General features: G+C 39.3%; 25 protein-coding genes. 17 read left to right on the top strand and 8 right to left on the bottom strand.

Going from position 1 to position 23,741, the window contains the following annotated elements:
* Positions 1–30 precede the first annotated feature (30 nt).
* The gene (gene rseB, locus AC6H0J_RS01300; protein ID WP_005627597.1) at positions 31–978 is read left to right on the top strand and encodes a sigma-E factor regulatory protein RseB; all 948 of its coding nucleotides are present in this window, start codon (positions 31–33) and stop codon (positions 976–978) included.
* 40 nt (positions 979–1,018) lie between these two features.
* Here the strand turns inward: rseB and AC6H0J_RS01295 are convergent, their stop codons facing one another.
* The 4 genes from AC6H0J_RS01295 to rsmA all read right to left on the bottom strand — a co-directional run bounded on the left by AC6H0J_RS01295 (position 1,019) and on the right by rsmA (position 4,795).
* Entirely contained in the window at positions 1,019–2,353 is a 1,335-nt protein-coding gene (locus AC6H0J_RS01295) for an NAD(P)/FAD-dependent oxidoreductase (RefSeq protein ID WP_005627599.1), read from the bottom strand.
* Between the two features lie 102 nt (positions 2,354–2,455).
* Positions 2,456–3,079, bottom strand: a complete 624-nt coding sequence (locus AC6H0J_RS01290) for a glucose-6-phosphate 1-dehydrogenase family protein (protein ID WP_005627601.1) — start codon at positions 3,077–3,079, stop codon at positions 2,456–2,458.
* Between the two features lie 9 nt (positions 3,080–3,088).
* Positions 3,089–3,916, bottom strand: a complete 828-nt coding sequence (apaH, locus tag AC6H0J_RS01285) for a bis(5'-nucleosyl)-tetraphosphatase (symmetrical) ApaH (protein WP_005627602.1) — start codon at positions 3,914–3,916, stop codon at positions 3,089–3,091.
* 15 nt (positions 3,917–3,931) lie between these two features.
* Entirely contained in the window at positions 3,932–4,795 is an 864-nt protein-coding gene (rsmA, locus tag AC6H0J_RS01280) for a 16S rRNA (adenine(1518)-N(6)/adenine(1519)-N(6))-dimethyltransferase RsmA (RefSeq protein WP_005627603.1), read from the bottom strand.
* Between the two features lie 205 nt (positions 4,796–5,000).
* Between rsmA and infA the strand changes: the two genes are divergently transcribed.
* The 5 genes from infA (at position 5,001) to rplI (ending at position 6,817) form a co-directional block, all read left to right on the top strand.
* Positions 5,001–5,219 (top strand): translation initiation factor IF-1, encoded by a 219-nt coding sequence (gene infA, locus AC6H0J_RS01275; RefSeq protein ID WP_005627617.1) that lies wholly within the window; start codon positions 5,001–5,003, stop codon positions 5,217–5,219.
* A gap of 202 nt (positions 5,220–5,421) precedes the next feature.
* On the top strand, positions 5,422–5,799 hold the full coding sequence (gene rpsF / locus AC6H0J_RS01270; RefSeq protein ID WP_005627620.1) for a 30S ribosomal protein S6: 378 nt from the start codon (positions 5,422–5,424) through the stop codon (positions 5,797–5,799).
* Positions 5,786–6,112: a primosomal replication protein N gene (priB, locus tag AC6H0J_RS01265; RefSeq protein ID WP_005627623.1), complete on the top strand. Its 327-nt coding sequence runs from the start codon at positions 5,786–5,788 to the stop codon at positions 6,110–6,112. The genes rpsF and priB overlap by 14 nt, the downstream gene beginning before the upstream one ends.
* A gap of 11 nt (positions 6,113–6,123) precedes the next feature.
* A complete protein-coding gene (gene rpsR / locus AC6H0J_RS01260; protein WP_005598105.1) occupies positions 6,124–6,351 on the top strand; it encodes a 30S ribosomal protein S18 in 228 nt (75 codons plus the stop codon).
* A 16-nt stretch (positions 6,352–6,367) separates the two neighbouring features.
* Complete coding sequence (gene rplI, locus AC6H0J_RS01255; RefSeq protein WP_005627626.1) at positions 6,368–6,817, top strand: 50S ribosomal protein L9; 450 nt, start codon at positions 6,368–6,370, stop codon at positions 6,815–6,817.
* A 101-nt stretch (positions 6,818–6,918) separates the two neighbouring features.
* On the opposite strand, the gene rpoD is transcribed toward rplI, so the two are convergent.
* The 3 genes from rpoD to rpsU all read right to left on the bottom strand — a co-directional run bounded on the left by rpoD (position 6,919) and on the right by rpsU (position 11,004).
* Positions 6,919–8,802, bottom strand: a complete 1,884-nt coding sequence (gene rpoD, locus AC6H0J_RS01250) for an RNA polymerase sigma factor RpoD (protein ID WP_005627628.1) — start codon at positions 8,800–8,802, stop codon at positions 6,919–6,921.
* Positions 8,803–8,873: 71 nt separating this feature from the next.
* A complete protein-coding gene (gene dnaG, locus AC6H0J_RS01245; protein ID WP_005627630.1) occupies positions 8,874–10,655 on the bottom strand; it encodes a DNA primase in 1,782 nt (593 codons plus the stop codon).
* Between the two features lie 133 nt (positions 10,656–10,788).
* Positions 10,789–11,004: a 30S ribosomal protein S21 gene (rpsU, locus tag AC6H0J_RS01240; RefSeq protein WP_005627632.1), complete on the bottom strand. Its 216-nt coding sequence runs from the start codon at positions 11,002–11,004 to the stop codon at positions 10,789–10,791.
* 231 nt (positions 11,005–11,235) lie between these two features.
* On the opposite strand from rpsU, the gene tsaD reads away from it, so the two are divergent.
* From tsaD to AC6H0J_RS01225, 3 genes are read left to right on the top strand one after another with little or no spacing between them, the layout of a single operon-like run.
* Positions 11,236–12,264, top strand: coding sequence for a tRNA (adenosine(37)-N6)-threonylcarbamoyltransferase complex transferase subunit TsaD (tsaD, locus tag AC6H0J_RS01235; RefSeq protein ID WP_005627634.1), 1,029 nt, complete (start codon positions 11,236–11,238; stop codon positions 12,262–12,264).
* 8 nt (positions 12,265–12,272) lie between these two features.
* On the top strand, positions 12,273–12,854 hold the full coding sequence (locus tag AC6H0J_RS01230; RefSeq protein ID WP_005627636.1) for a thymidine kinase: 582 nt from the start codon (positions 12,273–12,275) through the stop codon (positions 12,852–12,854).
* Between the two features lie 36 nt (positions 12,855–12,890).
* The gene (locus AC6H0J_RS01225; RefSeq protein ID WP_005627639.1) at positions 12,891–14,111 is read left to right on the top strand and encodes an aromatic amino acid transporter; all 1,221 of its coding nucleotides are present in this window, start codon (positions 12,891–12,893) and stop codon (positions 14,109–14,111) included.
* A gap of 143 nt (positions 14,112–14,254) precedes the next feature.
* On the opposite strand, the gene AC6H0J_RS01220 is transcribed toward AC6H0J_RS01225, so the two are convergent.
* Positions 14,255–14,515, bottom strand: a complete 261-nt coding sequence (locus tag AC6H0J_RS01220; protein WP_005627640.1) for a YfhL family 4Fe-4S dicluster ferredoxin — start codon at positions 14,513–14,515, stop codon at positions 14,255–14,257.
* A 77-nt stretch (positions 14,516–14,592) separates the two neighbouring features.
* Here AC6H0J_RS01220 and AC6H0J_RS01215 point away from each other — a divergent pair, with 77 nt between their 5' ends.
* From AC6H0J_RS01215 to deoD, 8 genes are all read left to right on the top strand, one after another.
* Positions 14,593–15,363 (top strand): ribonuclease T2 family protein, encoded by a 771-nt coding sequence (locus AC6H0J_RS01215; protein WP_046952802.1) that lies wholly within the window; start codon positions 14,593–14,595, stop codon positions 15,361–15,363.
* Between the two features lie 95 nt (positions 15,364–15,458).
* Positions 15,459–16,619 carry a phosphoglycerate kinase gene (gene pgk / locus AC6H0J_RS01210; protein WP_005627642.1) on the top strand — a complete coding sequence of 387 codons (1,161 nt, stop codon included), beginning with the start codon at positions 15,459–15,461 and terminating at the stop codon, positions 16,617–16,619.
* Between the two features lie 118 nt (positions 16,620–16,737).
* Positions 16,738–17,817, top strand: coding sequence for a class II fructose-bisphosphate aldolase (gene fbaA / locus AC6H0J_RS01205; RefSeq protein WP_005627643.1), 1,080 nt, complete (start codon positions 16,738–16,740; stop codon positions 17,815–17,817).
* A gap of 66 nt (positions 17,818–17,883) precedes the next feature.
* A complete protein-coding gene (locus tag AC6H0J_RS01200) occupies positions 17,884–18,924 on the top strand; it encodes a glycosyltransferase family 9 protein (protein WP_497512718.1) in 1,041 nt (346 codons plus the stop codon).
* Positions 18,925–19,135: 211 nt separating this feature from the next.
* Positions 19,136–20,680, top strand: a complete 1,545-nt coding sequence (locus AC6H0J_RS01195) for a YjjI family glycine radical enzyme (protein ID WP_005627645.1) — start codon at positions 19,136–19,138, stop codon at positions 20,678–20,680.
* A gap of 8 nt (positions 20,681–20,688) precedes the next feature.
* Entirely contained in the window at positions 20,689–21,477 is a 789-nt protein-coding gene (locus AC6H0J_RS01190; protein ID WP_005627646.1) for a 4Fe-4S cluster-binding domain-containing protein, read from the top strand.
* 99 nt (positions 21,478–21,576) lie between these two features.
* The gene (locus AC6H0J_RS01185; RefSeq protein ID WP_005627647.1) at positions 21,577–22,830 is read left to right on the top strand and encodes a NupC/NupG family nucleoside CNT transporter; all 1,254 of its coding nucleotides are present in this window, start codon (positions 21,577–21,579) and stop codon (positions 22,828–22,830) included.
* A gap of 69 nt (positions 22,831–22,899) precedes the next feature.
* Positions 22,900–23,616, top strand: coding sequence for a purine-nucleoside phosphorylase (gene deoD, locus AC6H0J_RS01180; RefSeq protein WP_005627650.1), 717 nt, complete (start codon positions 22,900–22,902; stop codon positions 23,614–23,616).
* The last annotated feature ends 125 nt before the right edge of the window (positions 23,617–23,741 follow it).

Genomic DNA, 23,741 nt, shown 5'->3' with positions numbered 1-23,741 from the left:
GGTGAATTTTTATCCTTTAAATTTATTTTTATGAAAAAAATCGCGTTAAAATTTACCGCACTTTCTCTTTCTTTACTATTAAGTAGCATTGCTTCTGCTGAAGCTCTTTCTGCAAAGCAGTCTTTAGATAAAATGACACAAGCATTGGATAATCTCAATTATGAAATTGCCTTTGTTCAAACAACTCCATCAAATATGGATTCCTTTCGCTATCGTCATATTAAGAAAGATAATAAAACTTATGCGCAATTAGTGACGCTTGATGGGCGTCAACAAGAAATTATTCAACGTGATAATTTAGTCAGTTATTTTCAGCCAAATACTCAAGCATTTACGCTTAATAGTGGCAATATCGTCGATGCAATGCCGGCCGTTGTTCGTGCTGATTTTGATAAACTTTCTTCAGCTTATGATTTTATAAAATTAGGCAAAGATCGAGTGGCTGGGCGTTTTGCTGACACGATCCGTATCGTCCCTAAAGATGATTTCCGATATCAGTATTTAGTGTTTGTCGATGAAGAAAATGGTTTATTATTACGTGGCGATATGCTTGATAGTGAAGGTAAATTACTTGATCAGTTTAGAGTTGTGACGCTTTATATCGACGATAGACTAAGAGGGTTGACGGAGTATATTAACAAAGTCTCAATGCCTCCTTTGTTGAAAGAAAGTAAAAATGAACAAAGTTCAGATACAACTTGGTCTGCAGGTTGGTTGCCACAAGGTTTTTCTTTAATTCGATATACTCAAGAAACATTAGAAAATGAAGTGATAGATAGTGCGCTATATAGCGATGGTTTGTTCACTTTTACGCTATTTGTTTCTAATGCTGGTTCTAATGTATTACCTGAAAATACTTGGAAACAAGGGGCCTATACGATTTATAGTGAAGTGAGTAGCGGAAAAGAAATTACGTTTATCGGGCAATTGCCAATAGCAGCAGCTAAGCGTATTGTACAAGAAGTTAAATTTCGATAAGAAGTGCGGTGATTTTTCACCGCACTTTTGTTTTTAAAGATTAGTGTAATTTTAATCTTGGTTTTAAATAACGATTAAGTTTATCAACCAGAATAATCAATCCAATTTTAATGCAACCATGTAAAGCATGTTGGTGCATTCTATACAAAGATACATAGGCAAATTGTGCAAATTTACCCTGAACGGTAAGGGGATTTTTCCCAAATTTATTTGAAATACTGCCTAATGCAGTAAAGCTCGAAAGAGAAACCAAGGTGCCTTTATCGTTATATTTAAATGCTTTTAATGGTTTTTGCTCAAAAAGTGCAAAGATATTTTTTGCACAAGCTTTTGCCATTTGATGTGCGGCTTGAGCTCTTGGCGGGACTAATTTACCGTTTGCCTGCGTTAATGCTGCACAGTCACCAATGGCAAAAATACTGTCATCAACGGTTGTTTGAAGCGTGTCTTTTACCACTAATTGATTGATTCGATTGAGTTCTAATCCATCGAATTGCTGTGTCACTGTTGAAGTGCGAACGCCTGCGGCCCAAACGATGAGATCTGCTTTAATTTCTTCTCCATCTCTGGTGATAAGGGTATTTGGTTGAGCTTCGGTGATCATTGTATTTAATTTCACGTTCGAGCCCATTTCTTGTAACTCGTCTAATACCGCAGCGGATAAATCTTCGGGTAGTGCTGGCAGTAAGCGAGGTCCCGCTTCAACGAGAGTGACTTGTAAACATGAGTTATCAATTTTGCCATAGCCGTAAGAAGATAAATCTTCCGTGGCATGATAAAGCTCCGCAGTTAATTCCACACCAGTAGCACCACCGCCAACAATCGCAATATTGACTTTGCTTTCATCCACTAATTTCTGTTTAAATTCTTCTTCACCAATATCGTCTAATACACGGTTTTCAGAGAATTTAAGGAATAATTCCAACATTCTTTGTTGGAAGCGAAGTGCTTGATCAGAGCTGTCTAAGAAAATACAGTTATCAGCCACGCCTTTTGTATTGAAATCGTTCGATTTACTACCGATCGCAATCACTAAGTAATCATAAGGAATACGGCGCGCAACCACGAGCATATCGCCTTCTTGCCCATAAACGGGGGCAAGTTCAACATATTTTTGCTCACGATTAATACGTGTGATTGAGCCTTGCTCAAAGCTAAAATGGTGGTTTTTACCGTGTGCACGATAGCTCAGAGAATCTGTACCATCATCCATCACACCTGTGGCAATTTCATGTAATAAGGGTTTCCACAAGTGGGTCGCATTGCGATCCACAAGCGTCACTTTAGCTTGTTTTTTGCGACCTAATTTGTCGCCTAAAAATGTCGCTAATTCAATGCCGCCAGCGCCACCGCCAATGATCACGACGTTTTTCATAAAGCTCTCCTAAAAAGAAAAATTGTTAAAAATGTTAAACTAATGTAATAATAGCATAACAAATAAACAAGACGAAAAAATTTAATGGAAATTGACCGCACTTTATTGATGACAGCGATCGTAAAGCGGTTTCAATTGTTGAATAGTTTTTGTGATAAATGAAACGGGATCAATTTGATGAAGTTCAGCTTTTTCAATGCTTTTTCCAATACACCAAAAATCCTCATCTGAACGCAAGAGAAGATCTTTTTCAGAAATGCTCTTCACTTGGCGAAAATCATCATATTCGCTTTCATCTTCTCGCCAAATATCAAAATCAGCAAATTGTTTGAAATCAAATTGATCAAGCCACTGATTATATTGTTGCACATTAATTTGTGAGCGATCAGCACGATAGCAATGCCAATCTAAACATACTCTTAGTCGGCGACGATTTAATAGTACAGAAAAGATTGCTGCAGAATTTTGGTTAAACTCGTATTTAAAATAAGCGAAGAAATGTGCGCGTACCTGCCAACCATTGGTCCAACTTTCAATATGTGGTTTTGCAAAAGGCATGCCAAGTTGCTTTGTGACTTCTTGAATAATCGCTTTCCAGTTATCCCAATGTAATTTGTAATCAGCTTTAATTGCTGGAATATCTTCCGGACAGAATTTTTTCATTTGGGCGAATTGGTAGAAAGGAATATTGAACAGTTCGCAAGATTCAGCCGTAAGCGAGAGCATAGCGTTTCCTTAAAAATCACTGTAATTTTTGACCGCACTTTGTGTGAAGAACTGTTTGTCTTCCCAGCGCAACATAGTCATTCGATTATTCCACACGCATCCCGTATCTAGTGCATAAATACCTTGTGGTGTAGGCTCATCTACTAAACTTGCCCAATGTCCAAATACAATGGGAATTTGTTTATAAAGTGGATTATCTAAATTAAACCAAGGCGTGAGCTCAGTTGGCGCATCTTTTAAAGGGGATTTACAGGTAAAATCAAAGCGATGATCTAAATAGCAAAAACGCATTCGAGTAAAAGCATTAATAATGTAACGATGACGCGCTAAGCCCTGTAAATCTGGCGACCAGCGATCAGGCTGTTCAGAATACATATTTTCAATGAGATAATGAAAATCGCCGTGCTGTAAAATCTGTTCAACTTCAGCTGCACAAGATTTCGCAGTTTCCAAATCCCAATCAGGCGAAATACCAGCATGTGCCATCAGGAAGTTTAACTTTTCATTATGTACAAGTAATGGCTGATGACGTAACCAGTAAATGAGATCATCAAAATCGGGTGCATTAAAAATGGCATCGACACGATCACGCGGTTTTACTTTTTTAATACCCAGTGCGGTCGCAATTAAATGTAAATCGTGATTCCCTAGTACGGTTTGCGCCGCATTACCAAGTGATTTTACGAAACGAAGACATTCAAGTGATTTATCCCCACGCGCCACAAGATCCCCCACAAGATAAAGTTTATCTTGCGTAGGGGTGAAATCTACACATTCTAATAAAAGCTGTAATTCATCATAACAGCCTTGTAAATCACCGACGAAATAGGTTGCCATTTTTGACCGCTCTTTTTACTCTTCTGAATCTAAGATTTCATCTTTATTAATATCAGCTGGAGGATTATCCGCTAACCAGTTCGCTAAGCGTGCATAATCTGCGATAGCTAAATTTTCTGCACGTGCATTTAAATCAATACCAAGTGCGGTTAGATTTTCAGGTGAAAATAATGTTGAGAGTGCATTGCGCAGCGTTTTACGGCGTTGATTGAACGCTTGGGAGCAAACAAGGTTCAACCAATATAAATCTTTTACAGGGTGCGGCAATTCTTTATGAGGAATTAAACGTACAACGGCTGAATCCACTTTCGGTGCAGGTTTAAATGCAGAAGGTGGCACTTCAAGTACAGGCATCACTTGGCAGAAATATTGCGCCATAATAGTTAAGCGGCCGTAAGCTTTGCTATTTGGTCCAGCACATAAGCGTTTGACCACTTCTTTTTGCAGCATGAAGTGCATATCTTGAATCACATCATGATACTTAAACAAGTGGAACATCAATGGGGTGGAAATGTTGTAAGGCAAGTTACCAAATACACGTAATTTTTGCCCTTTTTCTGCTAAATTCTCTTTTGTATAAAGCTCACCAAAATCAAATTGCATCGCATCCGTTTCAATAACGGTGAGCTTTTGATGTAAAAATGGATGGTGACGTAAACGTTCAGCAAGGTCTCGGTCAAGCTCTACCACAGTCAGATGATCGACAAGTTCACCAACAGGCTCTGTTAATGCACCAAGTCCCGGACCAATTTCCACTAAGAATTGATTAGGTTGTGGGTAAATCGCTGCCACGATACCTTGAATTACAGAAGTATCATGCAAAAAGTTTTGACCAAAGCGTTTACGAGCCGTATGGCCTAAGTGTTTTTTTGAATTCATAAGTACTATTTAATAAGAAAAGTACGGTTATTATAGGGCTTGTTTTGGCTTTGTAAATCATTGTTAACTTATGCCAAGTTGAGTTTTTTATGAACAATATTATTTTTTCTTTCGTAGAAAGCTAAAAACGGCTATAATCCGTCAGTTTTTCTTAACTTTTCCGCCTAAAGTGCGGATAAAAAATCGATTATTTTTAGAGGATACAATGGCGAAAGAAGATTGCATTGAAATGCAAGGCACAATTTTAGAGACTTTACCGAATACTATGTTCCGCGTGGAGTTGGAAAACGGTCACGTGGTTACTGCGCATATTTCTGGAAAAATGCGTAAAAACTATATCCGTATTTTGACTGGGGATAAAGTGACTGTAGAAATGACCCCTTATGATTTAAGTAAAGGTCGTATTATTTTCCGCAGTCGTTAATCACAGAAGATTTGAGATAGGCCGATATTGTTATAATAATATCGGCCTTCTTTTTTTGTTCAAAAAGAACTCAAACTGGTTGCGGAACGTAAAAAAATCGGTATAATCCGCAACCCTTAGCCACATTGAATTTTTCGTTCCTTGCCTTTGCAGATTGGTGGCTGATCTACGTCAAAGGCTGATTAACCCGTAAGGAGCAGTAATGCGTCACTACGAAATCGTGTTTATGGTTCATCCGGACCAAAGCGAGCAAGTACCAGGTATGATCGAACGTTACACCGGTTCTGTAAAAGAAGCTGGTGGTCAAGTTCATCGCCTAGAAGATTGGGGTCGTCGCCAATTAGCGTACCCAATTAATAAATTACACAAAGCACACTATGTGCTTATGAATGTAGAAGCGCCTCAACAAGTCATCGACGAGCTAGAAACGACTTTCCGTTATAACGATGCTGTATTACGCAGTCTTGTTATCCATACTAAGCACGCCGTAACAGAAGCGTCCCCAATGAAAGCGGCTAAAGAAGAACGTAAACCTTTAGCTGAAGTTGAAAACAACGATTTTGAGGATGCTGAAGAGTAATTCAAAACTTGATAATCGCTTCTCGTTAATCGGCACAGTGTGTCAATTACCCAAGCGAAGCAAAAGCCCTAACGGGATTGCGCATTGCCAATTTTGGCTAGAACATCGTTCCGAACAAGTCGAAAGTGGTTTATCACGCCAAGCGTGGTTAAAGATGCCAGTTCAGGTCAGTGGCAATCAGTTAATAGAAAAAACTCAAAGCATTACGGTCGGCAGTAAACTTCTTGTGGTGGGGTTTATTACTTCACATAAAACCTCAAATGGTTTAACGCAGTTAGTATTGCATGCCGAGCAAATCGAATTTATAGATTAGGAGACAGCCAAATGGCACGTTATTTCCGTCGTCGTAAGTTCTGCCGTTTCACAGCGGAAAATGTTGTTGAAATCGATTACAAAGATATCGCTACATTAAAGAACTATATTTCAGAAAGCGGCAAAATTGTACCTAGCCGTATTACCGGTACTCGTGCGAAGTACCAACGTCAATTAGCTCGTGCAATCAAGCGCGCTCGCTATTTAGCGTTACTTCCATACACTGACAATCATCAGTAATTAAGGAGACACGGTAATGCAAGTAATTCTTTTAGATAAAATTGTTCACTTAGGTCAAGTGGGCGATCAAGTAAATGTTAAATCAGGTTTTGCACGTAACTTCTTAATCCCACAAGGTAAAGCAGTTATGGCAACTAAAGCTAACATTGAACACTTTGAAGCACGTCGTGCAGAATTAGAAGCGGCAGCAGCAGCAAATCTTGCAGCGGCTCAAGCTCGTGCAGCAGAAGTTACTGCATTAGGTTCTGTGACTATCGCATCTAAAGCAGGTGATGAAGGTCGTTTATTCGGCGCAATCACTACTCGTGATGTGGCAGAAGCAGTAACTGCAGCAGGCGTTAAAATTGCGAAAAGTGAAGTTCGTTTACCAAACGGTCCAATCCGTACTCTTGGTGACCACGATGTTCGTTTCCAACTTCACGGTGAAGTATTTGCAACATTAGATGTAATCGTTGTTGCAGAATAATTTGTCAGATAGGCAAAATAAAACCCGGTCTTAGATCGGGTTTTTTATTATTAGTTTAACGTAATAAAAAAGGAGCTATAGCTCCTTTTTATTTGTAACTTTTAGTCGTCAAGGAAACTTCTTAATGTTTCTGATCGGCTAGGATGACGTAATTTACGTAACGCTTTTGCTTCAATTTGACGAATGCGTTCACGTGTGACATCGAATTGTTTACCCACTTCTTCAAGCGTATGGTCAGTATTCATATCAATACCAAAACGCATGCGCAATACTTTTGCTTCTCGTGGTGTTAGGCCTTCAAGAACTTCGTGAGTAGCAACTCTTAAGCTTTGTGCTGTTGCAGAATCTAAAGGAAGTTCTAAGGTTGAATCTTCAATAAAATCACCTAAATGTGAGTCATCGTCATCACCGATAGGCGTTTCCATAGAAATTGGCTCTTTTGCAATTTTCAATACTTTACGGATTTTATCTTCCGGCATACCCATGCGTTCAGCCAATTCTTCTGGCGTTGCTTCACGTCCCATTTCTTGTAATAACTGGCGAGAAATGCGGTTAAGTTTATTGATTGTTTCAATCATATGTACCGGAATACGGATTGTACGAGCTTGATCCGCAATAGAGCGTGTAATGGCTTGGCGAATCCACCAAGTCGCATATGTAGAGAATTTATAACCACGGCGATACTCAAATTTATCTACAGCTTTCATTAAACCAATATTCCCTTCTTGAATTAAGTCAAGGAATTGTAAACCGCGGTTCGTATATTTTTTCGCGATGGAAATTACTAAACGTAAGTTAGCTTCTACCATTTCTTTTTTAGCACGACGAGCTTTTTGTTCACCTCGAGCGACTGCATCACAGATATCGCGCATTTGGGTAATGGTAAGTTTCGTATTTTCTTCAATGCTAGCTAAGTTACTTAATGCTTCTAGGATACGTTCTTCATATTTTGGTAAGCGTTTTGCCCATGGTTTGCTTGATTTTAAGGCTTTTTGTACCCATTCAGTATTGCTGCCATTAGTCATAATGAGTTTTTCAAAATCATCTTTTGGCATTCCTGCAATATCAACTAATATTTTTTGTAATTGACGTTCTTCGTAGCGCACACGTTTCATCATTTCTTTCATTGATAAAACGAGTAAATCGAATTGTTTTGGTACTAAGCGGAATTGTTTAAAGATTTCACCAAGCAGTGCAATTTGATCCTGGGCACGTTTTCCTGAGCGACCATGTTTTTCAATAACAGCAAGCGTTTTGCTGTGTTGCTCTTTTAGCTGTTGGAATTTTTCTCTTGCGACCTCTGGATCGATGCTATTATCAGATTCGCTTGAATCTGATGTAGATTCTGATTCGCTTTCGTCTTCATCTTCATTGTCTTCAACATCTGCACTTTCTGATTCCTCTCCGTCTTCAGAAAAGTTTTCATCAATGACATTATGTTCTTCTATTTCTGCATTTGGATCGACAAAACCTGTAATTAAGTCAGCTAAACGGAAGTTTCCTTTTTCCACATCATCATAATTTTTTAGCAACCCATTTAAAGCTTCAGGATAGGCAGCAATGGATGTTTGAACTTCATCAATTCCTTCTTCAATACGTTTTGCAATGCTGATTTCATCTTCACGAGTAAGAAGATCAACCGTTCCCATTTCACGCATATACATACGGACAGGATCGGTTGTTCGACCGATTTCAGATTCTACATTTGAAAGAATTTGGGTTGCCTCTTCTACCGCATCTTCATCTGGAATGGTGTCATTCAACATCATCTCATCGCTTTCTGGGGCTTCGTCTAAGACGGGGATCCCTGCATCATTTTGTAGCGTTTGTAGCAACTTATCGTAATATTCAGGGTCGATGACATCTTCTGGTAATAAATCATTAATTTCTGCATAGGTTAAATAACCTTGAGTGCGACCTAATTCCATCAGTTGTTCAATTTGTTCTGAATATTGTTCAGCCGTAGATTGTTGATTTTTTTCCATTTTTATATCCGTTTTGCTTGATGTGATAGTAGCAATATAATTCTTGTTACGAACTTAGAATTTTATCATTGTTATTGTGGATTAACTAACTGTTTTTTCTGCTGTTCTTTCCCAGACAAAAGGTGAACGAGCACTGTTTTTTCTTCGTCAGTAAGCCCTTCAGATCGTTCTTTAGCAATAAGCATTTCAATGTCTCGCTCAATGGCTTGAATATTTAAGCGACGATAGTTTTGTGAAAATGCATTGATCATTTCTGTTTCGTCTAATAAATGATCCCAAGTTGCCAGTATTTCAAGGGGATTGCTGTAAGACGTATCACGGAAGTGCTCTAAAATCTGCCCTGTAGTAATCCCTTCTCGTTGGCGACAAAGTGCGGTCAATTTTTCCAGAATTTCAAAACCAGCTTCTGCACGTAATGCTTGCACACCGCTTTCAGACATACGTTTTACTAATTCAGGATTTTGAAGAAGCAATGAAATGACCATTCGCATTGGTGTCTTCTTGATCTTATTATTAGCAACTTTTTGTTGTGTATTGGCGTGTTCTAATTGTTTTGGAATAAGATTTTCCAACTGCATTTGATCAAAAATTCCTAGCTTTTGAGCCAACATATTGCGCAGCGATAAGCGCAGCATTTCTCCTGGAATTTGGCGAATTAACGGCGCAGCCAGAGCAACTAATTTTCCTCGCCCTTCTTTGCTAGAAAAATCAACTTGTGGGCTTAAGTGAGTAAACATAAACTCACTTAAAGATTGTGCACTTTCGATATATTCTTCAAATTTTTCTTTGCCATATTGGCGAATGTAAGTATCAGGATCTTCTCCCTCTGGCAAGAAAATAAATTTGAGTTGTCTGCCATCTTCTAAATAAGGCAACGCATTTTCTAATGCCCGCCAAGCCGCATCACGCCCTGCACGGTCACCATCGTAACAACAAACAACTTGCTCAGTCGAACGAAAAATAAGTTGAATTTGTTCTGATGTCGTGGATGTACCTAAAGAAGCCACCGCATAATCCACGCCAAATTGTGCTAATGCGACCACATCCATATAACCTTCAACAACAAGTAATTGTTTTGGTTCATCGTTGGCTTGTAAGGCTTCGTACAAACCATAAAGCTCGTTACCTTTATGATAAGTAATGGTTTCTGGTGAATTCAGATATTTCGGTTTTTCATCCGTTAATACCCGCCCTCCAAAAGCCACTGTACGACCGCGTTTATCGCGAATAGGAAACATAATGCGATTTCGGAATTTATCGTAAATATTACCCCGATCATTTCGAGAAAGCATGCCTAACTCAATGAGTTTTTGTTGTTCTTCACGATTAACACCAAATTTACGCAGTACCGTATCCATCGCATTCGGTACAAACCCAATTTGGAAACGCTCAATAATTTCAGACGAAAGCCCACGTTGTTGTAAATATTCTTGCGCTTGTGTATTTAATGGCAATTGGCTTTGATAAAACTTGGCAATCTCTTGCATTAATTCATAGAGATTTCGTTTGGTTTGATAATTAGCTTGAGGTTTCCCGCTGTTATTAGTGCGTTTTTCGTAAGGTACCTCAAGCCCTGCCATCGCTGCAAGTTCTTCAATCGCCTCTACAAATTCAAGCTTGTCATAATCCATTAAAAAGGAAATCGCATTACCATGTGCGCCACAACCAAAGCAATGATAAAACTGTTTCTTTTGACTAACCGTGAAAGATGGTGTTTTTTCATGATGGAAAGGGCAGCAGGCTTGATAATCGCGGCCGGCTTTTTTTAGTTTTACGCGCGCGTTAATCACATCGACAATATCGGACTTTGTCAGCAAATCATCAATAAAGGGGCGTGGAATAGAACCTTTCATTGTCGAGCCTCCGTGATCGTGGTGTGAAAGTGCGGTCGTTTTTGGCGTAGATTTTTATTGTGCTTAAAGTAACAAAACCGTGAGTCCGAAGGATTCACGGTTTGTCTTAACTCGAGTCAGAAAATACTATAAATTAGTATAAACGGGTATTGCGCGCGTTTTCGCGAGCGTTGCGTTTTGCGTGACGTTTTGCAAGCGTTGCATTTTCACGTTTACGAATTGTAGTTGGTTTTTCGTAAAATTCGCGAGCGCGTACTTCAGCTAAGATTCCCGCTTTTTCGCAAGAGCGTTTGAAACGACGTAAAGCTACGTCAAATGATTCGTTTTCACGTACTTTAATTACAGGCATAAGCCAATCACCTCAATGAGTTTAATTTAATTGCAATTTAAAATGTTATTTTCACCAACGCACCACTGTGCAAATGGTAAATTTAATAAAGGACGCAATTCTAATCTACTTTTAGGGAAAAAGTAAAGGAAAGAATGCCAATTCACCTTAATATTTGTGGTTTCAACTGGTTAAAACCGCTTAAACAGGGTAAAATCGCGCAACATTTTAGGTAATAAATTAAGAAAATCAATGAAAATCTTAGGCATTGAAACCTCCTGTGATGAAACGGGCGTGGCAATTTATGATGAAGAAAAAGGATTAATTGCTAATCAACTTTATACTCAAATTGCCCTGCATGCAGATTATGGTGGTGTGGTTCCTGAATTGGCATCGCGCGATCATATTCGTAAAACAGCTCCTCTCATTAAAGCTGCGTTGGAAGAAGCTAAGTTAACGGCGAGCGATATTGATGGTATTGCTTATACGAGTGGTCCTGGGCTTGTTGGCGCATTGCTTGTCGGCGCTACGATTGCACGTTCTTTAGCTTATGCGTGGAATGTTCCTGCTATTGGTGTTCATCATATGGAAGGGCATTTACTTGCGCCAATGCTTGATGACAATTCACCGCACTTTCCTTTTGTTGCTCTGTTGGTATCGGGTGGTCACACTCAATTAGTGCGTGTAGATGGCGTAGGGAAATATGAAGTGATTGGCGAATCCATTGATGATGCAGCAGGTGAGGCCTTTGATAAAACAGCAAAATTACTTGGACTAGATTATCCAGGTGGTGCGGCACTTTCTCGTTTAGCAGAAAAAGGCACACCAAATCGTTTCACATTTCCACGTCCAATGACAGATCGTGCAGGCCTTGATTTTAGTTTTTCAGGTTTAAAAACGTTTGCCGCGAATACGATTAATCAAGCAATTAAAAACGAGGGGGAACTAACAGAACAAACTAAATCGGATATTGCTTATGCTTTCCAAGATGCGGTGGTGGATACACTTGCCATTAAATGTAAGCGTGCATTGAAAGAAACAGGTTATAAACGTTTAGTGATTGCGGGAGGGGTGAGCGCAAATAAAAAACTCCGAGAAACGCTTGCGCACTTAATGCAAAATTTAGGTGGCGAAGTGTTTTATCCTCAACCTCAATTTTGTACAGATAATGGTGCGATGATTGCTTACACAGGTTTTTTACGTTTAAAACAAGGTCAGTATAGCGATCTGGCTATTGATGTTAAGCCTCGTTGGGCAATGACGGAATTACCGGCAATTTAGGAGAAAAAATGGCAAAACTCTATTTCTACTACTCCACCATGAATGCTGGTAAGTCTACGACATTGCTGCAATCTTCCTATAACTATCGTGAGCGTGATATGAACACATTAGTTTATACGGCTGCGATTGATGATCGTTTTGGCGTGGGAAAAGTCACATCGCGTATTGGTATTTCGCAAGACGCCTTTTTATTTCGCTCGGAAACTAATTTGTTTGATGAAATCAATGAGCACTTAAAAAAAGAAAAAGTGCATTGTGTGTTGGTGGATGAAGCTCAATTTCTTAGCAAGCAACAAGTTTACCAGTTGAGCGATGTCGTAGATAAACTCAAAATCCCTGTGCTTTGTTATGGCTTGCGTACAGATTTCCAAGCGGAACTTTTTGAAGGAAGTAAATATTTACTGGCTTGGGCGGATCAACTCGAAGAATTAAAAACAATTTGTTATTGTGGCCGAAAGGCTAATTTTGTTTTGCGCCTAAATGATCAAGGTGAGGTCATTAAAGAAGGCGCGCAAATTCAAATTGGGGGCAATGACTCTTACCTTTCTGTTTGCCGCTTACACTATAAAGAAAAGTGCGGTCAACTTTAAATTAGTTTTCAAACACAACACTATAAGGATAATTTTATGTTACAGAATAAAACATTTGGGAGTGCACTGATTATTGCAGGCACAACCATTGGAGCAGGTATGCTTGCTATGCCGCTTACATCAGCTGGCATGGGCTTTGGTTATACCGTGTTATTGCTCGTAGGCTTGTGGGCTTTGTTGGTTTACAGTGGATTGTTGTTTGTAGAAGTGTATCAAACAGCGGATCAGTTGGATGATGGTGTCGCCACGCTTGCTGAAAAATATTTTGGGGTTCCGGGACGAATTTTAGCAACGTTGAGTTTGTTAATTTTACTTTATGCGCTTTCAGCCGCTTATATTACTGGTGGTGGATCTCTGCTTTCAGGCTTGCCAACTGCTTTTGGAATGGAAGCGATGTCACTTAAAACGGCGATTATTATTTTTACTGTTGTATTAGGTTCTTTTGTCGTTGTAGGAACGAAAGGCGTGGATGGTTTAACTCGCGTGTTATTTATTGGTAAGCTAGTCGCCTTTGCTTTTGTACTGTTTATGATGCTTCCAAAAGTGGCAACAGATAATTTAATGGCATTGCCTTTGGATTACGCTTTTGTAGTTTCTGCTGCGCCGATATTTTTTACCTCTTTCGGCTTCCACGTCATTATGGCGAGTGTAAATAGCTACTTAGGTGGAAGTGTAGAAAAATTCCGTCATGCCATTTTGATAGGTACCGCGATTCCATTAGCCGCTTACCTAGTCTGGCAGTTAGCAACCCATGGTGTATTAAGTCAAAGTGAATTTGTGCGTATTTTACAAGCTGATCCAACGCTAAATGGATTAGTGAATGCAACACGTGAAATTACAGGCTCTCATTTTATGGGGGAAGTGGTTCGCGTGTTCTCATCACTCGCTTTAATTACTTCATTCTTAGGCGTAATGCTTGGAGTGTTTGAAGGCTTAGGTGATTTATTCAAACGCTATCATTTGCCAAATAATCGCGTTGTATTAACCATTGCCGCATTTTTACCGCCACTTGTATTTGCATTGTTTTATCCTGAAGGATTTATTACTGCATTAAGTTACGCTGGTTTGTTGTGTTCGTTCTATTGCTTAATTTTACCAATTGGCTTGGCATGGCGTACACGTATTGAAAATCCAACATTGCCATATCGTGTTGCTGGCGGTAATTTTGCTTTGGTGTTTGCGTTATTGATTGGCGTCGTGATTATGGTCATTCCATTTTTAATTCAATGGGGATATTTACCGGCCGTAGCGGGATAATGTGAAGAAAAGTAACTCAATGTAGTTCTTTTTATAGATAAAAGTGCGGTAAAAAATTTCAGTTTTTTGATAATAAAAATAAGCTCAAAAATTAACCGCACTCTTTTAGAAGATAATAAGTCATATTTCAGTTGCTTTAAAAATTACAATTTATCTGAATGATGAATCATCACAAAGCGTTCCCAAAGCTGTTCTTCGGTTTCTTGATGTTCAGGATCGGGCTTAATACAGTTTGTGATTGGGCAAACTTTTTGGCAGGTTGGCGTGTCGTAATGGCCGACACATTCCGTGCAAAGTACAGGATCGATCACATAAATCTCATCGCCAATGGAAATGGCTTCGTTTGGGCATTCTGGTAAGCACATATCGCAGTTGGTACATTTGCTAGTGATGAGTAATGCCATTGTGATCCTTAATAGAAAGTTGAAAGCGGCGAATTATAGCCGACAAAAACTTGATTGACAAAAACTAAACAAAATTTATGAAAAAATTCACTTCCACCCTTTCGCTTATTGTCCTCGTTGTATTAGCAATTTGGCAGTATTTTACCGATTCAACCAAAACTAAAAATCAATCACCTTCTCCCGTAATTGAACAAACTAAGCAAACAAAAGCATTTGAGCCTAAATTTGAGACAAAGCGGACGGATCTTGAAAAAAGTGCGGTGAAAAATCCGAATGTTTTTGCCAATTATGATGTGATTATGCGTAATGATCCTATCGGGCAAAATGCAAAGGCGCCTGTCGATTATTATATGTTGGCATTATCTTGGTCGCCTGGATTTTGTGATATTCAGCGTGAAAAATATGGTAATCAGTTGCCTTCCTCCTCTCAATATCAATGTGGAAGTAACCGCACTTTAGGTTGGGTCGTTCATGGACTATGGCCTCAAAATGCAAATGCACTTTCAGTAACGGATCATCCACGTTTTTGCAAGGGCGATTTACCAGCCTTGCCAAAAGATTTATTAGCACAATATTTGGCTATTTCACCAGGTGAACAATTATTGCAAGGTGAATGGGAAAAACATGGTAGCTGTGCGTTTGATTCTGCCCAGCAATATTTTGATAAGGAGCAGGATTTATTTAGCTCATTAAAATTACCGAATCAACATTTAAGCCGTAATGAACTTTTTCGTTGGATGAAACAGCATAATCCACAATTAAAAAATGCTTATTTAGGTGCAAGTCAAAACGAATTATTCATTTGTTATGATAAAAAATGGCAGGTAATGAATTGCCAAAGCAAATAAGAATTTCTTTGATCTAAATCGTTACAACCTAGCGCGAAGTAGGTATAATACGAAAAGTTTTCAATTTTAATTTTAACTTAACAAGAGGATAGATTATGTCAGTAATCAAAATGACCGATTTAGATTTAGCCGGTAAACGTGTATTTATCCGTGCGGATCTTAATGTGCCAGTAAAAGATGGCAAAGTGACCTCAGATGCGCGTATTCGTGCGACCATTCCTACTTTAAAATTAGCCTTAGAAAAAGGCGCGAAAGTGATGGTAACTTCTCACTTAGGTCGTCCAACTGAAGGTGAATTCAAACCAGAAGATTCTTTACAACCAGTTGTTGATTACTTAAAAAACGCAGGCTTTAACGTTCGTTTAGAACAAGACTATTTAAACGGTGTGGATGTTAAAGAAGGTGAAATCGTTGTTTTAGAAAACGTTCGCGTGAACAAAGGTGAGAAGAAAAACGATCCTGAGTTAGGTAAAAAATATGCCGCACTTTGTGATGTATTCGTGATGGATGCTTTCGGTACCGCTCACCGTGCGCAAGCATCAACTTACGGCGTAGCGGAGTTTGCACCGGTTGCTTGTGCAGGTCCATTACTTGCTGCAGAATTAGATGCATTAGGCAAAGCATTAAAAGAGCCTGCTCGTCCGATGGTCGCGATTGTAGGCGGTTCTAAAGTTTCCACTAAATTAGAAGTATTAAACTCTCTTTCAAAAATTGCTGACCAAATTATCGTAGGCGGTGGTATTGCAAATACGTTCATTGCAGCAGCGGGCCACAATGTGGGTAAATCGTTATATGAAGCAGATTTAATCCCTGTAGCAAAAGAATTAGCAGCAAGCACTGATATTCCAGTTCCAGTTGATGTACGTGTTGGTACTGAATTCTCTGAAACTGCACCTGCAACAGAAAAATCAGTGACTGAAGTAAAAGATGACGAATCTATCTTCGATATCGGTGATAAATCTGCAGCACAATTAGCAGAGATCATCAAAAATGCAAAAACCGTTTTATGGAATGGTCCTGTTGGCGTATTTGAGTTCCCTAACTTCCGTAAAGGGACTGAAATCATTTCTCACGCGATTGCAAACAGCGATGCATTCTCTATCGCAGGGGGCGGTGATACTTTAGCAGCTATCGATTTATTCGGTATTGCAGACAAGATCTCTTACATTTCAACGGGTGGCGGTGCGTTCTTAGAATTCGTAGAAGGCAAAGTATTACCAGCAGTAGAAATTCTTGAAAAACGTGCGAAAAACTAACCGCACTTTTTCTATGTGACATATCGATGGCGAACATTAAAATATCGCCATCAATAAAAAGTCAAAAAATTCTCAAATTGCGGGCTTGTCCCGCTAAACATAAAAAGGAAACACAAGTATGGCTAAATTATTAGATATCGTGAAACCTGGTGTCGTAACAGGTGAAGATGTGCAAAAAATCTTTGCTTATGCAAAAGAGCATAACTTTGCTATCCCAGCAGTAAACTGCGTAGGTTCTGACTCAGTTAATGCCGTGTTAGAAACTGCTGCACGCGTAAAAGCGCCAGTTATTATTCAATTTTCTAACGGTGGTGCTGCGTTCTATGCAGGTAAAGGCGTTAAACCTGCAAGTGGTGCTCGTCCTGATGTGCTTGGTGCGATTGCTGGAGCGAAACACGTTCATACTTTAGCGAAAGAATACGGTGTTCCTGTTATTCTTCACACTGACCACGCTGCGAAAAAATTACTTCCATGGATCGATGGCTTACTTGAAGCGGGTGAAAAACACTTCGCAGAAACTGGTCGTCCATTATTCTCTTCTCACATGCTTGATCTTTCTGAAGAGCCAATGGAAGAAAACATGGCAATCTGCCGTGAATACCTCGCTCGTATGGATAAAATGGGGATGACCCTTGAAATCGAAATCGGTATTACCGGTGGTGAAGAAGATGGCGTAGATAATTCTGGTGTTGATGAGTCTCGTTTATATACTCAACCATCTGACGTGCTTTATGTTTACGACCAATTAAATCCAGTAAGTCCTAACTTTACGGTTGCTGCAGCATTTGGTAACGTACATGGCGTGTATAAACCAGGTAACGTAAAATTAAAACCATCTATTTTAGGTGCATCACAAGAGTTTGTTGCCAAAGAACGTAATCTTCCTGCGAAACCAATTAACTTCGTCTTCCACGGTGGTTCTGGTTCTAGCCGCGAAGAAATCCGTGAAGCAATTAGCTACGGTGCAATCAAAATGAACATTGATACCGATACTCAATGGGCATCTTGGAATGGTATTTTGAACTTCTATAAAGCAAATGAAGCTTATCTTCAAGGTCAATTAGGTAACCCTGAAGGCCCAGATGCGCCAAACAAAAAATACTACGATCCACGTGTATGGCTACGTAAAATGGAAGAATCTATGTCTAAACGCTTAGAGCAATCTTTCGAAGACTTAAATTGTGTTGATGTTTTATAATCCACAAAAATAACATAAAATACGACCGCACTTTCGAGTGCGGTTTTTTATTTTAGCGGAGAAATTATGGAAAAGATCTTAGTTATTCGTAACGATAAATTAGGCGACTTTATGCAAGCATGGCCCGCTTTTGCTATGCTGAAATTATCGAATCCTTCTTTAAAATTAACCGCACTTGTGCCGAGTTACACAGCGCCTCTAGCGGAAGTTTGTCCGTTTATTGATCATGTCATTATTGATAGCAAAAAAAATGATAAAACGGATTTCAATCGTCTTGTGCAGGAAATCAAAGCACAGCAGTTTGATGGAATGATTAGTTTCTTTTCCAATACCCATAATGGAAAACTCGCTTGGAAAAGCGGAATTAAATATCGCCTTGCACCTGCGACTAAATGGGTTCAAATTCTCTATAATCACCGTTTAACACAACGCCGTTCTCGTTCTGAAAAATCGGAAGCCGAGTATAATCAAGATCTCGCTCGTGCTTTTTTACAAAAGCATAATATGCCAGTTGTTGAACCTAAACCGCCTTATTTAACCTTTGAGAAAAGTGCGGTGGAAAATCAACGAATTTTCTTGCAAGAGCATTTAGGGCTTTTCGCAAATAAAAAATGGATCTTTGTGCATAGTGGTTCTGGTGGCTCAGCAACGAATCTTTCTTTAGCGCAATATGCAGATTTAATTAAAGGCTTATTGGCTGAGTTTGATTGCAATGTTGTGCTGACAGCAGGGCCTGGCGAAAGTGAAAAAGCCCATGAATTGGCAAATTTGGTGGATGATTCACGTGTAGTCATTTACGATAAGAATAAAGGTTTAGTGGATTTTGCTCATTCTTTAGCTTGTGCGGATTTATTTATTGCGGGATCTACTGGGCCATTGCATTTGAGTAGTGCGTTTAATATTCCGACTATCGGATTTTATCCAAATAGCCGTTCTTCTCAGCCGAGACGCTGGAAACCGATTAATGATGTCGATAAGTATCTTGCATTTTGTCCACCCGCAGGAAAAGAGACTCAAATGAATCTTGGGCTAATTTCTATTCAACAAGCATTACAAGAGATAATCCCTTTTGTTAAGAAAATGTGTTATTCAAGCCGTAACATTTAAAATTCACCAATCAAATTAAAACTGGCGGAGCTTCATTATTCTGCCAGTCAAAATCTTTTTTCACTTATCTAAATTTAGATCTTTCTTATTTTACTAGTTAACCGTTTGCTTCAGTTTTTATTTCTGAAAATGTGATCTCGCTCACATTTTCAAAATTGTCTATTTTGTTACCATTGCGTACAATATAAAACCATTTTCAAAGGGGGACGTTATGTTAGCTTCACTTCAAGATATTCTCGATACTGTAAAAGCCAATAATCTGACTTATCATCAAAAATTAATGACATTAGGCAATATTGCCGAGCGTTTATTTGATCCTCGAGATTTGCTTGGTTATACCGATGAAGAATGGGGCTTTTTACAGAATCAGATGATCTGTGATTTATGTGAAGGTTACGCCATTTATCGTCCTCGTTATATCCTGCCTGATTACAATGTGTATATCCAAAAGGGCTGTGAATTTTTAGAGTTGCCGCCACCAAAAGATCTTGATGAGGCACTTGATGGATTATTGATTCTTTACTCTCACGTACCATCTATCACAACTTATCCCGTTTATGTTGGCCGTCTTGATGTATTGCTTGAACCTTTCATTACTGATGAAGAAAAAGACTACATCAAAATTAAACGTTTCTTAAATCATATCGACAAAACTGTGCCTGATTCATTCTGTCATGCCAATATTGGACCTTATGATACGAAAGCGGGCCGCTTGATTTTACGCGCAGTGATTGAGCTTGAAGCGCCAACACCGAATATGACCATTCGTTATGATAAATCCAAAACAAGCCGTGAGTTTGCTGAACTTGCAGCAAAAGCCTGTTTATTAGTTTCTAAACCATCTTTTGCAAACGATGCTTATTATATTTCCGATCTAGGTGAAGAATACGGCGTAGCAAGTTGCTATAACGCACTGCCTGAATGTGGCGGTGCTTACACATTAACGCGTTTACGTCTAGGCACGATTGCTCGCGCGTGTAAAAGTGCGGATGAAATGCTGAATGAATTATTACCACGTGTGGCGAAATGTGCTCTTTCAACGATGGATAAACGACACAAATTTGTAGTGGAAGAAAGTAATTTCTTTAACAGTTCATTCCTCGAAAAAGAAGGCTTTATCAAACGCACTAATTTTACGGGAATGTTTGCAATTGTGGGCTTGGCAGATGCAGCAAACCATTTATTGCAATGTGAAGGATTAAATGAAACCTTTGGTAAAAGTGCTCGTGGTGATGAAATTGCGACAGCAATTATGGATAAACTTAAAGAAATCACTGATGCACATGAAGGGGTTTATGCAGAACGCACTGGCAATCGTTATTTATTACATGCGCAAGTTGGCGCAAGTAACCACGAAGAAGACAAACGCAACGCACCGGCTCACCGTATTCGTGTAGGCGAAGAACCAACGTTACTTGCGCATTTGAAACAGTCTGCACCGTTCCATAAATATTTCCCATCTGGTACAGGGGATTTATTCGCCTTTGATCAAACCTATGTGGATCACTGCGATGCGGTGGTGGATATTATTGATGGTGCATTCTCTTTGGGCTATCGCTACATTACCACCTATTTGAAAAATACAGATTTAATTCGTGTTACAGGTTATCTGGTGAAGAAAAGCGAAGTTGAAAAATACCGTAAAGGCGAAGTCGCATTACGCGATACGACTTGGTATGGCTCGGGTACAGATGAATGTACCAACGTGTTTGATCGCCAATTACGCGATGAAAAAGATGTCACTGCTGAAAAATAATTGGAAAAATGACCGCACTTTCTGAGATTTTTGTGCCGTTACATCGGATTATTCCTTTTTCAAATGTAGAGGGGCAAGGCAACCGTTCGAGTATTTTTCTGCAAGGTTGCAAGCTAAATTGCTTGTATTGCCATAATCCGGAAACTATTCCTCGTTATACGGAAAATGCGAAATTGGTTAGTTTGCAGTATTTGTATGAACAGGTTATGGAGGCGGTTCCATTTATTCGTGGCGTAACAATTTCAGGCGGTGAACCGACTATCCATCACAAAAAACTGGTGCCGCTCTTTGAGGCTTTACGTTCGCAGGGATTAACCTGTTATTTGGATAGTAGTGGCTTTTTTGAGTTTGATCGTATTCGTTCGTTAATCGATGTCACTGATAAATTTTTATTCGATCTGAAAGGAGAAGGCGCAGGTTTACAAACGCTCTGTTTTGACCGACAAAATCAAACAGGAATCGTGCCACAGCAAGTGATACCGGAACGTTTACACATAAAAAACGATAAACTTGAGCGAAATTTACAAAATCTGGCTGCCTTGTTGCCGGTAAATAAAGTGGAAGAAGTGCGGTTAGTTTTTTTAAAGCATTTTTTTGATGCTGAACATTTGGTGAGCAAAGTTGCGCTACTTTTACGAAATTATCCTGATGTGGCATTAAAAATTATCCGCGTGCATAGTAAAGGTGCGCGCGATGAAACTGGGTTATCAACGCATATTCCAAGTGCGGAAGAAACTAATGCATTGGCTGCTTATGCGCGTCAATGTGGAATTAACAAGGTTTTGACTATTTTGTAGTCGTTTACAAAAAAGAGCGGTGAAAACCCCCGACTTTTTGTGAGAAAACAAGTAGAATAAGCCGATTTTTTATTAATTTAACCAATCTAGGGGAATCAAATGAGTGTGTTAAGCAGCATTTTGGGAATGGTCGTATTAATCGCTATTGCCGTGTTACTTTCCAATAATCGTAAAGCGATTAGTATCAGAACCGTGCTCGGGGCGTTAGCAATCCAAGTTGGATTTGCCGCCCTTATTTTATATGTGCCAGCAGGTAAACAAGCACTTGGTGCAACTGCTGATGCAGTATCAAATGTTATTGCTTACGGTAACGAAGGTATTAACTTTGTATTTGGCGGTTTAGCTGATCCAAGCAAACCTTCAGGTTTCATTTTTGCAGTGAAAGTATTACCAATTATTGTATTCTTCTCTGGCTTAATTTCTGTGCTTTATTACCTTGGTATTATGCAAGTGGTGATTAAAGTATTGGGTGGTGCATTGCAAAAAGCATTGGGTACGTCAAAAGCAGAATCCATGTCCGCTGCGGCTAATATTTTCGTTGGTCAAACTGAAGCACCATTGGTGGTTCGTCCTTACATTAAAAATATGACCCAATCTGAATTATTTGCCATCATGGTAGGTGGTACAGCATCTATCGCGGGTTCAGTAATGGCGGGTTATGCTGGAATGGGCGTGCCATTGACATACTTAATCGCTGCGTCATTTATGGCGGCACCAGCAGGTTTGTTATTTGCGAAATTAATGTTCCCACAAACAGAACAATTCTCTGATAAACAACCAGAAGACAATGATTCAGAAAAACCAACTAACGTACTTGAAGCAATGGCGGGGGGTGCGAGTGCAGGTATGCAACTTGCCTTAAACGTAGGTGCAATGTTAATCGCATTCGTTGGTTTAATTGCATTAATTAACGGTATTTTAAGTGGCGTTGGTGGCTGGTTCGGCTATGGCGACGTAACTTTACAATCTATCTTTGGTTTAATTTTTAAACCATTAGCATACTTAATCGGTGTAACTGACGGTACCGAAGCGGGTATCGCAGGACAAATGATCGGTATGAAATTAGCGGTTAACGAATTCGTAGGTTACCTCGAATTTGCAAAATACTTGCAACCAGATTCTGCGATTGTATTAACTGAAAAAACCAAAGCAATTATTACTTTCGCACTTTGTGGTTTTGCTAACTTCAGCTCAATTGCAATCTTAATCGGTGGTTTAGGTGGAATGGCGCCAAACCGTCGTAGTGATGTTGCTCGTTTAGGCTTAAAAGCGGTAATCGCGGGTACTTTAGCAAACTTAATGAGTGCAACGATTGCTGGCTTGTTCATTGGTCTCGGTGCTGCAGCGCTTTAATTCTCGGATAAGTGCGGTGAAAAATGACCGCACTTTTTATTTTTATATTTGAAAAAAGGAAGGAAAATTATGACTCCACATATTAACGCGCCTGAAGGTGCATTTGCTGATGTTGTTTTAATGCCAGGCGATCCACTTCGTGCAAAATACATTGCAGAAACGTTTTTGCAAGATGCAGTAGAAGTAACAAATGTTCGTAATATGCTTGGTTTTACTGGGACTTATAAAGGTCGTAAGATTTCTATTATGGGCCATGGTATGGGGATTCCATCTTGCTCTATTTACGCGAAAGAATTAATCACCGAATACGGTGTGAAAAAAATTATCCGTGTAGGTTCTTGTGGTGCTGTTCGTATGGACGTAAAAGTGCGCGATGTAATTATCGGTTTAGGTGCATGTACCGATTCAAAAGTAAACCGTATTCGTTTCAAAGATAACGATTTTGCAGCTATTGCTGACTTCGATATGGTACAAGCCGCTGTTCTAGCTGCAAAAGCAAAAGGCAAGGCCGTTCGTGTAGGTAATTTATTCTCGGCGGATTTATTCTATACACCTGATGTTGAAATGTTCGATGTAATGGAAAAATACGGCATTTTAGGCGTGGAAATGGAAGCCGCTGGAATTTATGGTGTAGCTGCAGAATATGGTGCAAAAGCATTAACGATTTGTACCGTATCTGATCACATTCGTACGCATGAACAAACGACTGCGGAAGAACGCCAATTAACATTCAATGATATGATTGAAATTGCATTGGATTCAGTCTTAATTGGTGATGCACAATAATTTCTTATAGTGGATTTAAGAAGTGCTTGAAAAACAACCGTACTTTTAATATAATCCGCGCCCATTATGAGCCGTTCGCGGCTCATATTTTTGTGTGGTGCAATGAATGTTGCACTGAAAATTAT

The organism is Haemophilus sp. THUN1691, assembly GCF_059704425.1.
The sequence above is the reverse complement of the archived record's forward strand: the minus strand, read 5'-3'. Positions and strand labels throughout refer to the sequence as shown.

What these genes read in the sequence shown, in the direction of transcription:
- rseB (WP_005627597.1), top strand. Translation starts at nt 31, where the DNA reads ATGAAAAAAATCGCGTTAAAATTTACCGCACTTTCTCTTTCTTTACTA.
- AC6H0J_RS01295 (WP_005627599.1), bottom strand. Translation starts at nt 2,353, where the DNA reads ATGAAAAACGTCGTGATCATTGGCGGTGGCGCTGGCGGCATTGAATTA.
- AC6H0J_RS01290 (WP_005627601.1), bottom strand. Translation starts at nt 3,079, where the DNA reads ATGCTCTCGCTTACGGCTGAATCTTGCGAACTGTTCAATATTCCTTTC.
- apaH (WP_005627602.1), bottom strand. Translation starts at nt 3,916, where the DNA reads ATGGCAACCTATTTCGTCGGTGATTTACAAGGCTGTTATGATGAATTA.
- rsmA (WP_005627603.1), bottom strand. Translation starts at nt 4,795, where the DNA reads ATGAATTCAAAAAAACACTTAGGCCATACGGCTCGTAAACGCTTTGGT.
- infA (WP_005627617.1), top strand. Translation starts at nt 5,001, where the DNA reads ATGGCGAAAGAAGATTGCATTGAAATGCAAGGCACAATTTTAGAGACT.
- rpsF (WP_005627620.1), top strand. Translation starts at nt 5,422, where the DNA reads ATGCGTCACTACGAAATCGTGTTTATGGTTCATCCGGACCAAAGCGAG.
- priB (WP_005627623.1), top strand. Translation starts at nt 5,786, where the DNA reads ATGCTGAAGAGTAATTCAAAACTTGATAATCGCTTCTCGTTAATCGGC.
- rpsR (WP_005598105.1), top strand. Translation starts at nt 6,124, where the DNA reads ATGGCACGTTATTTCCGTCGTCGTAAGTTCTGCCGTTTCACAGCGGAA.
- rplI (WP_005627626.1), top strand. Translation starts at nt 6,368, where the DNA reads ATGCAAGTAATTCTTTTAGATAAAATTGTTCACTTAGGTCAAGTGGGC.
- rpoD (WP_005627628.1), bottom strand. Translation starts at nt 8,802, where the DNA reads ATGGAAAAAAATCAACAATCTACGGCTGAACAATATTCAGAACAAATT.
- dnaG (WP_005627630.1), bottom strand. Translation starts at nt 10,655, where the DNA reads ATGAAAGGTTCTATTCCACGCCCCTTTATTGATGATTTGCTGACAAAG.
- rpsU (WP_005627632.1), bottom strand. Translation starts at nt 11,004, where the DNA reads ATGCCTGTAATTAAAGTACGTGAAAACGAATCATTTGACGTAGCTTTA.
- tsaD (WP_005627634.1), top strand. Translation starts at nt 11,236, where the DNA reads ATGAAAATCTTAGGCATTGAAACCTCCTGTGATGAAACGGGCGTGGCA.
- AC6H0J_RS01230 (WP_005627636.1), top strand. Translation starts at nt 12,273, where the DNA reads ATGGCAAAACTCTATTTCTACTACTCCACCATGAATGCTGGTAAGTCT.
- AC6H0J_RS01225 (WP_005627639.1), top strand. Translation starts at nt 12,891, where the DNA reads ATGTTACAGAATAAAACATTTGGGAGTGCACTGATTATTGCAGGCACA.
- AC6H0J_RS01220 (WP_005627640.1), bottom strand. Translation starts at nt 14,515, where the DNA reads ATGGCATTACTCATCACTAGCAAATGTACCAACTGCGATATGTGCTTA.
- AC6H0J_RS01215 (WP_046952802.1), top strand. Translation starts at nt 14,593, where the DNA reads ATGAAAAAATTCACTTCCACCCTTTCGCTTATTGTCCTCGTTGTATTA.
- pgk (WP_005627642.1), top strand. Translation starts at nt 15,459, where the DNA reads ATGTCAGTAATCAAAATGACCGATTTAGATTTAGCCGGTAAACGTGTA.
- fbaA (WP_005627643.1), top strand. Translation starts at nt 16,738, where the DNA reads ATGGCTAAATTATTAGATATCGTGAAACCTGGTGTCGTAACAGGTGAA.
- AC6H0J_RS01200 (WP_497512718.1), top strand. Translation starts at nt 17,884, where the DNA reads ATGGAAAAGATCTTAGTTATTCGTAACGATAAATTAGGCGACTTTATG.
- AC6H0J_RS01195 (WP_005627645.1), top strand. Translation starts at nt 19,136, where the DNA reads ATGTTAGCTTCACTTCAAGATATTCTCGATACTGTAAAAGCCAATAAT.
- AC6H0J_RS01190 (WP_005627646.1), top strand. Translation starts at nt 20,689, where the DNA reads ATGACCGCACTTTCTGAGATTTTTGTGCCGTTACATCGGATTATTCCT.
- AC6H0J_RS01185 (WP_005627647.1), top strand. Translation starts at nt 21,577, where the DNA reads ATGAGTGTGTTAAGCAGCATTTTGGGAATGGTCGTATTAATCGCTATT.
- deoD (WP_005627650.1), top strand. Translation starts at nt 22,900, where the DNA reads ATGACTCCACATATTAACGCGCCTGAAGGTGCATTTGCTGATGTTGTT.